The sequence below is a fragment of the Candidatus Hydrogenedentota bacterium genome (genome assembly GCA_012730045.1).
GTDB lineage: Bacteria > Hydrogenedentota > Hydrogenedentia > Hydrogenedentales > CAITNO01 > JAAYBR01.
Genome location: JAAYBR010000131.1, coordinates 1 through 8442, shown reverse-complemented (window position 1 = coordinate 8442; position 8442 = coordinate 1). Strand labels below are relative to the sequence as shown.

Here is an 8442-nt window from a genome sequence, read left to right as displayed (position 1 = left end):
TATAGCCCAGGCCAGGCCGCCGCCCAAAGGGCCAGGCCTGCCCTGGGTTGCCGGGAAAGAAGGACCATGCCCCAACGGGGCAGCCGAAATTGTGGTGGATACCCAAAGACAAGGCAGGCTCCACGTCTGCGGTACGAAGAAGAACTGCGGAGCGCGGTTTCGTAGCGCAGGCGTCCCGCCCGCCTTGTCTTCTTCCCGGCGCGCAAATTTCGGATGCCCTTTTAGGGCAAGAAGTGTTTTGGGACGCGCAACCCAGGGCAGGCCTGGCCCTTTGGGCGGCGGCCTGGCCTGGGCTATATGCGGATGTCCCGTTGGGACAACAAAGACAGAATCACATAACCAAGGGACGTCCATGCCGCTCGCAGGCGTTTCTCGAGGGACATTTTGGTGCGATTGCCCTGGGTCAAATCAGACAGGTGGGATGAAGAAAGAGCCCTTCACCAAGGAGCCACGGAGAGCGAGGGGACAGGAAATACTGGGAAACACGGGGGCGGGAGTATCGGAAAACGGAGCATCCCCCCCCTCCGTGTCCTCGGTGTCTTCCGTGGTGAAGCGGCCCGGAGGATGGGGGCCTCCGTCGTGTCGTGCCGCTTCAGGGGAGCGTGTAGTCGCTCTTCTTGTCCGCCAGGTATTCGCGGAGGCGCTTCATGGCGTCCTTCTCGATCTGGCGGATGCGCTCGCGGGTGAGCTTGAACTTCCGGCCCGTCTCCTCCAGGGTGTGGACGGCCCCGTCGTCCAGCCCGTAGCGGTAGCGGATGATGGTGGCGTCGCGGGGACTGATCTGCGAGAGGAGGTCCTCCATCTGCTGGTCGCGGACCCACTGCTCGATGGCGGGGTCGTTCGCGGAGGGGCTGGTGCCCTCGGGCAGATTGTGAAACCCCTCGCTGTCGAGGGAGGCCATGCCCTCCATGGGGGCGACGCTTTCGGCGAAGGTTTGCAGCCGGCGCACCTCGGCCTCCTTCAACTCCATGGCCTTGGCGATCTCCTCCAACTCGGGCTGCCGACCGGTCCTGCGGTAAAGCTCCTCCACCACCCGCTTGTACTTGGACAGGTTGTCCGTGATGTACACGGGAATGCGCACCGTGCGGCCCTGGTTGGACAGGGAGCGGGTCACAGCCTGACGGATCCACCAGGTGGCGTAGGTGGAGAACTTGCAGCCGCGCCCGGGGTCAAAGCGGTCCACAGCCTTCATGAGCCCCAGGTTGCCCTCCTCGATCAGGTCGAGCAGCGGCAGGCCGTAGTAGAGGTACTTCTTGGCGATGCTGACGACCAGGCGGAGGTTAGAGATGATGAGCCGCCGCCGCGCCTCGTGCTCCCTCTCCCCGCCCCGCTTCAGGTCGCGCGCCAGGCGCACCTCCTCGGCGGGGGTCAGCAGCGGGATCTTGGAGATCTCCGCCAGGTAGGTGCTCAGTCCGTTTTCGCGCGTGTCCATCATCGTTGGGTCACCGTCCGCCGCATCCCTTGCGCGCCCTTCTTCAGAAAACGGAACGCCGCCTGGCTGCGTTCTATTTCTACTGGGCCGCAGGATGATTTTTTCACGGGGCCGGGGTATAATGCAATCCGGCGGCGGGCGGGGGGATTGGGAATTCCATGACGGACGAAAACGAACACGAACGCTACATGCGGCTGGCCATGCGCGAGGCGGAACAGGCCCTGCGCAAGGGCGAGGTGCCCGTGGGCTGCGTCATTGTCCATGGCGGCATGGTCATCGGCCGGGGACACAACCAGCGGGAGCTGCTCCAGGACCCCACGGCCCACGCGGAGATGCTGGCCATCACGGCGGCGGCGGGGCATCTGGGGTCGTGGCGGCTGGAGGAGACCCGGATGTATGTCACGCTGGAGCCCTGCCCCATGTGCTCCGGCGCCATCATCCTCGCCCGCATTCCGGAGGTCTATTTCGGCGCGGCCGACCCCAAGGCGGGCTGCTGCGGCACCCTGATGAACCTCCTGGAGGACCGGCGCTTCAACCACCAGCCCGCCGTGACCGGCGGCGTGCTCGCGGAGGAGTGCGGGGAGATGCTGTCGGCATTCTTCCGCGCCATCCGGCGCGCGGCTCGCCAAAGGGAAACGGACGCTCCGGCGGAGGAATGAATAGACGGGGTGTTTCCGAACGCATGACATCCCGATAATTGCGAAACTGCGGAGGAAAGGCAGCATGCCGAACGCCGGATGCGGGGCGCTTGAGCGGACTCCACAGGAAGAGGGCGGGTGCCCGGCACATAGTCAGCGGATATTCCTCGTTCTGCTCGCCGTACTGCTGCTGGGGGCGGCGGCACTGCGGATTCCCCGGCTCGACCGGACCCCCTGGCTCGATGAGGTCTACACGCTGGAGTGGGCGGAAAAGACCTATGGGGACGCCATTCGGGACGAGGTGACGGCCCTGGTGCCGAATCTCGCCCCCCTGACCCCGCTGGTCTCCAAGGTCTTTGTGGACGGGCTCACCTCCCCCGTTCTGGCGGAGGAACTCGCCGCGAGAATCCCCCACTTCCTGTTCGGACTGGCCGGCATCGGCGTGTTTCTGGCCGCATTCCGGCGGAGGATCGGCCTTGTAGGCGCCCTTGCGGGTGCCCTCTTTCTCACGACGCTGTCGCTGCACATCAAGTACAGCGCCGAAATGCGGTTCTATGCCTTCGTCTTCCTTTCGGAAATCTGCCTGCTCGCCGCGCTGCTCGCCCTTCTGGAACGCTGGTCGGCCCACAGGCTCGCCTGGGTCTTCTTGGTGGCCTTTCTGGGGACCTTCAACCATCTTTCCTTTATCCCGGCCCTGGCCGCCGCGCTTGCAGCGGTGGCGACAGTCGTCGTCTTTGAAAGGGGCGCCAGCCGCCTTTCCGGGCGGATCGGCAGGGTGCTGCTGGTGGGCGTGTGCTGTGCGGCGGCTGTCGGGGCGGCCTTCCTGCCCTCCACGCTGCTTTCCGGGGGCACAAAGAAAATCGCTTCCGTCTTCGAGATGCTGAGCAAGGAAGGCACCCGGACGGACGTCGCCAACGCCCCGGAAAGGGCGTCGGAGGGGTACGCCCTGACCTGGGGCCAGTGGCGGGGTTTCGTGGAAAACCACTATCTGGCCGCCACGGGCCCGGCCGCAGTGTCCTTCTATCTAGCCATCACGGCGGTCGGCGCGGTGTTTCTCCTGCTCTGCCAGCGCCGGATACTGGCCCTGGCCCTCTTCCCCCTCGCCATGCACCTGCCTTTCCTCTTCCTGCGTGTGGGTCATTTCTGGACGGAACGCTACCTCATCATTCAGTGCGTCTCGCTGACCCTGCTGTTTGCCGCCGGGGTGCAGGGGGTGTTTGCGCTGTCCTGCCGCCTGTTGCCGGGCCGGATGAGGCGCATCGGGGGCTGGTGCGCCGCCGGAGGGATCCTCGCCGTGATGTGCCTGCTCCGGGTCTCCCCCGTGCAGGGAACCCTGCGCGGCGGCGACACGGACGACCTGCGCCCCCGGGCCGAACTGCTGGCGGACCGCATCCAGTATGGAGACGTGCTGGCGATGGAACGCGGCAAATGGGGTTTCCTTCCGCACAACACATTGAAGCGCTTCCTGGAAAGGGATCCCCGCACCGCCGCGGGCATCGCGCCCACCCTCCGGTGGTACGCGCCCGAGAACACCGGCGAGCTGGCAAAGAACGCGGGGTTCTGCGGCAACAGCACTATCTGGATCGTAACCCGTCCCGTCGGGCAGTTGTCGGAGGGGGACCGGGAGGGGCTGGAGGGGGCGGGGGCGGAGCCCCTGCTGCTGCGGAACGGGGTGGGGCTGTGGGTCATGGGTCGCGACACGGTGAACATGCTGGAGGATGGCGGGTTTGAGCGTCCCGAGTCCGGCAATGGCCTGCCGGGGGGGTGGACGCTGCGGAATGCGGAGGGGGAGCGTTTCGGCGGCAAGACATTGTCCGCCAGCGTCGCCGGGGGGGCGCCCTTCCGGCCCTTCTGGCTGAAGGCCGCGCGGGGGCCTGCCGGGGAGACGGAGGGGATCGCCGCCGCGGCCGGCGAGGAATATGTGATTTCGTTTGAGGCCCGCTGCGTGGATGCGGACCAGCGGCGGGCACCCCGCGGCATGGTGGTGCTGGCCTTCGGAAACCGAGATCTGGCGAACGTCGTGTCCACGGTCCGATTGACGCCGGAATGGCGGCTCTACTCGTTTCCCGTCGTTCCGGGACAGAACACGGAGGGGGCCGTTCCGGACCCGATGGTCGGGCTGAGCCTTCAGACCAGTGACGGCTCCTGCGATATCCTGCTGGACAACGTGCAGTTGGAACGGGGGCGGTCGGCCACCCCCTTCACCCGGGACATCCGCAATCTGGGTCAGACGGTGAAGGGGAATGCACAGAAGGCGGGATGATCAGGCCCCCCGTTCGTCCTCGTAGCGCGCGAGGGCGCAGCCCGCGCAGCCGATGACGCCGGAGTCGCCGCCCAGCCCGGCGGGCAGTATCTGGCACCGCTTCGCGGGCACCTCGAAGGCGTTCTCCCGGACCACGCGGCGCACGGTGTCGAAGAGCATGTCGCCCGCGGCGATCATGCCGCCGCACAGGATGATGCGCTCGGGGTTCAGCGCGTTCACCATGCTGGCCGCGCCGATGCCGATCCAGGTGGCCGTCTCGTCGAACACAAACCGGGCGTAGGCGTCCCCGGCGGCGGCCGCGGCGTGGATCATCTTGCCGGTCAGTTTGGACGGGTCGTTGCCCGTTGTCTCTTTGAGTGCCGTCTTGGCGGTGTCCCAGCCGTCGGCGGCCGTGCGCACCATGCCGGTGACGGAGGCGTAGGCCTCCAGGCAGCCCAGGGAGCCGCAGCCGCATTTCCGCCCGTCGCGGTGCACCGTCAGGTGGCCCAGCTCCGCCGCCGTGCCGTCTATGCCGCGCAGCAGTTTTCCGAACACCACAATGCCGCCGCCGACGCCGGTGCCCAGGGTGAAGACCACGACGCACTCCGCGCCCTGGCCCGCCCCCAGCCAGTACTCGCCGTAGCAGGCGACATTGGCGTCGTTGTCCACATAGCAGGGAACGCCCAGCCGCTTCGTCATCTCGGCGGCCAAGGGCACGTCCTTCCACCCGGGGAGGTTGGGCGGGCTGAACACAATGCCGGTCTGCCAGTTCATGGGGCCCGGCGCGCCGAATCCGGCGGCGAGCACGTTGTCCAGGGTCAGGCCGTTCGTCGCGAGCAGGTCGCGCACGGCGTCCTCCATGGTGTCCATGACGGCCTTGGGGCCGCCCTCGGCGTTGGAAGGCCGTGAGTCCTTGACGATGATTTTCTTCTCGGTGGAGACGATGGCCGTCTTGACGAAGGTGCCGCCCAGATCCACGCCGATGATGACCTTGCTCATGCGACTCGAAGCTCCCTTGACCGGTGCCCGCCCCGGTAATCTCTTTACATGCTACCGGAATCCCGCAACCGTTTTCACTTCCGGACAAACGCCAGCGCCTTCGCCATCCGGGCCAGCGACTCGTCCCGCCCCAGCAGTTCCGCCAGCTCGAACAGCCCGGGTCCGACGGGCTTGCCCGTCAGGGCGAGGCGCGTGCTGTTGACCAGATTGCCCAGTTTGGTCTGGAGTTTCTCGGTGGCGCGGTCGAACCCCTCCTTGAGGGCGTCATGAGTCCACGCGGGGGCCTCCTCCATGACACGGACGGCGGTCTCCAGCCACTTCTCGGAGTCGGGCTGGCCGAAGAACTTCCCGGCGGCCTTCTCGTCGTAGGCGTCCACGTCGCGGAAGAAGAAGTCGGTGTACGCGGTGATGTGCTTGAGTGTGGGCACCTTCTCCTGGCAGATGGCCGCCATGCGCAGCAGCCACTCACGGGGCTTGGCGGAGGTGTCCAGCCCCTCCGCGTTCATGAAGGGGAGCACGCGGTTGCAGAAGTCCTCCACCGTGAGGCGGCGCAGGTGCTGGCCGTTGAGCCAGTCGAGCTTCTTGCGGTCGAAGCGGGCCGGCGACTTGTTCAGCCGGTTGAGGGTGAACAGGCGCTTCAGGTCGTCCAGGGTGAAAAACTCGCGCCCCTCCTCCTCGGAGGTCCAGCCGAGCATGACGACATAGTTGATCAGCGTCTCAGGCAGATAGCCCTCGTCCCGCCAGTCGAGCACGTTGGCCCCGTGCAGGCGCTTGCTGTACTTCTTGCCCGTCTCGTCGAGCACCATGGGCAGGTGGGCGAACTTCGGCAGGGCGTAGCCCAGGGCGTTGAAGAGCATGACATGCCGGGCGGCGTTCGTGAGGTGGTCGTCGCCGCGGATGACGTGGGAAACCTTCATGAGCCCGTCGTCCACCACCACGGCCAGGTGGAAAATCGGGTCACCGTTGGGCTTCAGGATGATGAAGTCGTCGTACTCCCGGTTGTTAAACCGGACCGGTCCCTGCACGAGGTCCTCAATGACCGTCTCGCCCTCGGACACCCGGAAACGGAGGGTCCACGGGGCGTCGCCCTTTGCGGCAACCTCCTCCGGGGTCAGGTTGCGGCATTTGCCGCTGTACCGGTAGGGGCGCTTTTCGGCGGCGGCGCGCTCGCGCTCCGCGTCCAGCTCCTCCTTCGTGCAGAAGCAGCGGTAGGCCTTCCCCTCGTCCAGCAGGCGCAGGGCCTCGGCGCGGTGCAGGTCGCGGCGCTGGGACTGGCGGTAGGGGCCGAAAGCGCCCTTTTCCGGCACGTCGCCGAACGGCGGGCCCTCGTCCCACTCGATGCCCAGCCACTGGAAACCTGCGCACATGGCCTCCACATACTCCTCCTCCGTGCGCTCGGCGTCCGTGTCCTCCAGGCGCAGCACAAAGGTGCCCCCCTGGCTGCGGGCGAAAAGCCAGTTGAAAAGCGCCATTTTGGCCGTGCCGATGTGCAGGAAACCGGACGGCGACGGGGCGATGCGGCAGCGAATCTCGGACATGGAAAGGGAACTCCCTGGTTGTGGGCGAAAAGGCGGAAAGACGGGGCGCGGGCGGCGCTCAGGCCCCCCGGACCTCCTCCACCAGCTTCATGAGCCGGCGGCCGTACTCGGTGTAGGACTCGTAGAGCTGGCGGGCGTTGTCCGCCTTCTGGCCCGTGTGGATCACGGCGGCCAGGTGCGGCTCGATGGAGAACCCGCCGTCGTAGCCCGTCTTCAGCAGGTCGGCCACGATCTCACGGACGCACCCGTCGCCCTCGCCGCAGTAGGTGTAGATGTCCTGGCCGTCCACCTTCCGCGCATCCTTGATGTGGACGTAGACGATGTCCCTGCGGACGGTCTGGTAGTACTCCCAGGAGTCCTGGCCGTAGGTCACGGGATTGCCCGTGTCGAACACCACCTTCAGCGCCGGGCTGTCCACCTCGCCGAGGAGGATGTTGGAGTTCTCGGCGGACAGGCCGCCCCAGCCGCTGCAGTTCTCGTGGACCAGCGTGATCCCGCCGTCCTCGGCGATGCGGGACAGTTCCTTCGTGCGGCGGATGGCCTCGCGCCGCCACTCCCGCTCGTCCACCGGCTCCTTCGGGTCGTTCGGATAGCTCATGACGCGGATAAACGGCGTGCCGAAACGGCGCATCCGGGGAACGGCGCGCTTCAGGTCCTCCACGTCCACGGTGAAATCGCCCGTGACGGGCCGCGCCCAGTTGGCGATGGCGCTGGAGAAGCACGACACCCCCATGCCCGCCTCCGTGACCGCCGCATAGACCGCGTCAAAGGCGGCGTCGGAAAGCTGGGTGAGGTTGACGCTGTCCACGGCCCGCAGTTCAAGGTGTTTCCACCCCAGCTCGGCGTGGGCCTGAATCTGCGTCTGAATGGGCTGTCCGGACTCGTCGGAAATGCCGGAAAAGAACATGTCTGTGACTCCTGTGCTCCTGGGCGGGGAGATATCCCCGACGGTTACGGCTTTAGACAACGGCCTCTATCGTACCAGACCGGCCTCCACCTCTTCGCGTGTCTTGCGTCCGCGGAGGACTTCCACCAGCGTCAGGGCGAAATCCATCGCCGTGCCGGGGCCGCGCGAGGTGACCACGTTTCCATCCGTCTCCAAGGCGGCGCCGGTCTGGGTGCCGCCCGCGTCGGCGTCCGTCAGGACGCCCGGATACGCTGTGAAACGCCGCCCGGTCAGCAGGCCCGCCTGGGCCAGCACCAGCGGCGCGGCGCAGAGGGCGGCCACGGTTTTTCCCGCCGCCGCGAGCTCCTTCAGCAGGGCGGCCACCCGCGCATCCGCCGCGAGGGCGTGCGTGCCCCCCATGCCCCCGGGCAGCACAACGGCGTCGAAACCCCCGCGCGCGAGCGCCGCGTCCAGGGTTGTGTCGGGAACCAGCGTCACGCCGCGGCTGGCCCGGACCGGGCCCTCCTTCAGTCCGGCGACCACCACCTCAATCTCCGCACGGCGCAGCACGTCAATGATTGTCACCGCCTCCAGCTCCTCGCACCCGTCCGCCAGCGGCAGCAGCACCTTGGCCATGTTCCGTTCCTCCTTGGTTCGTGCCCGTGGGGCGTCTGGTGCCATTCTAGCCGCTGGTTTGACTGGTTTTC

General features: G+C 66.9%; 7 protein-coding genes. 2 read left to right on the top strand and 5 right to left on the bottom strand.

The genetic code is table 11. The annotated features are described in order from the left end of the window. Window positions 1-592: 592 nt before the first annotated feature. Complete coding sequence (locus GXY15_14405; protein ID NLV42400.1) at window positions 593-1435, bottom strand: RNA polymerase sigma factor RpoD/SigA; 843 nt, start codon at window positions 1433-1435, stop codon at window positions 593-595. A 155-nt stretch (window positions 1436-1590) separates the two neighbouring features. On the opposite strand from GXY15_14405, the gene GXY15_14400 reads away from it, so the two are divergent. Both GXY15_14400 and GXY15_14395 read left to right on the top strand, forming a co-directional pair. After that, complete coding sequence (locus GXY15_14400) at window positions 1591-2091, top strand: nucleoside deaminase (GenBank protein ID NLV42399.1); 501 nt, start codon at window positions 1591-1593, stop codon at window positions 2089-2091. 64 nt (window positions 2092-2155) lie between these two features. Further along, window positions 2156-4333: a hypothetical protein gene (locus GXY15_14395; GenBank protein ID NLV42398.1), complete on the top strand. Its 2178-nt coding sequence runs from the start codon at window positions 2156-2158 to the stop codon at window positions 4331-4333. On the opposite strand, the gene GXY15_14390 is transcribed toward GXY15_14395, so the two are convergent. The 4 genes from GXY15_14390 to GXY15_14375 all read right to left on the bottom strand — a co-directional run bounded on the left by GXY15_14390 (window position 4334) and on the right by GXY15_14375 (window position 8371). Next, the gene (locus GXY15_14390; GenBank protein ID NLV42397.1) at window positions 4334-5311 is read right to left on the bottom strand and encodes an ROK family glucokinase; all 978 of its coding nucleotides are present in this window, start codon (window positions 5309-5311) and stop codon (window positions 4334-4336) included. Between the two features lie 74 nt (window positions 5312-5385). Beyond that, a complete protein-coding gene (locus GXY15_14385) occupies window positions 5386-6849 on the bottom strand; it encodes a glutamate--tRNA ligase (protein NLV42396.1) in 1464 nt (487 codons plus the stop codon). A gap of 58 nt (window positions 6850-6907) precedes the next feature. Then, the gene (locus GXY15_14380; protein ID NLV42395.1) at window positions 6908-7756 is read right to left on the bottom strand and encodes a sugar phosphate isomerase/epimerase; all 849 of its coding nucleotides are present in this window, start codon (window positions 7754-7756) and stop codon (window positions 6908-6910) included. 66 nt (window positions 7757-7822) lie between these two features. Next, the gene (locus GXY15_14375; GenBank protein NLV42394.1) at window positions 7823-8371 is read right to left on the bottom strand and encodes a DJ-1/PfpI family protein; all 549 of its coding nucleotides are present in this window, start codon (window positions 8369-8371) and stop codon (window positions 7823-7825) included. Window positions 8372-8442: the final 71 nt, after the last annotated feature.

What these genes read in the sequence shown, in the direction of transcription:
- GXY15_14375 (NLV42394.1), bottom strand. Translation starts at nt 8,371, where the DNA reads ATGGCCAAGGTGCTGCTGCCGCTGGCGGACGGGTGCGAGGAGCTGGAG.
- GXY15_14385 (NLV42396.1), bottom strand. Translation starts at nt 6,849, where the DNA reads ATGTCCGAGATTCGCTGCCGCATCGCCCCGTCGCCGTCCGGTTTCCTG.
- GXY15_14395 (NLV42398.1), top strand. Translation starts at nt 2,156, where the DNA reads ATGCCGAACGCCGGATGCGGGGCGCTTGAGCGGACTCCACAGGAAGAG.
- GXY15_14380 (NLV42395.1), bottom strand. Translation starts at nt 7,756, where the DNA reads ATGTTCTTTTCCGGCATTTCCGACGAGTCCGGACAGCCCATTCAGACG.
- GXY15_14400 (NLV42399.1), top strand. Translation starts at nt 1,591, where the DNA reads ATGACGGACGAAAACGAACACGAACGCTACATGCGGCTGGCCATGCGC.
- GXY15_14390 (NLV42397.1), bottom strand. Translation starts at nt 5,311, where the DNA reads ATGAGCAAGGTCATCATCGGCGTGGATCTGGGCGGCACCTTCGTCAAG.
- GXY15_14405 (NLV42400.1), bottom strand. Translation starts at nt 1,435, where the DNA reads ATGATGGACACGCGCGAAAACGGACTGAGCACCTACCTGGCGGAGATC.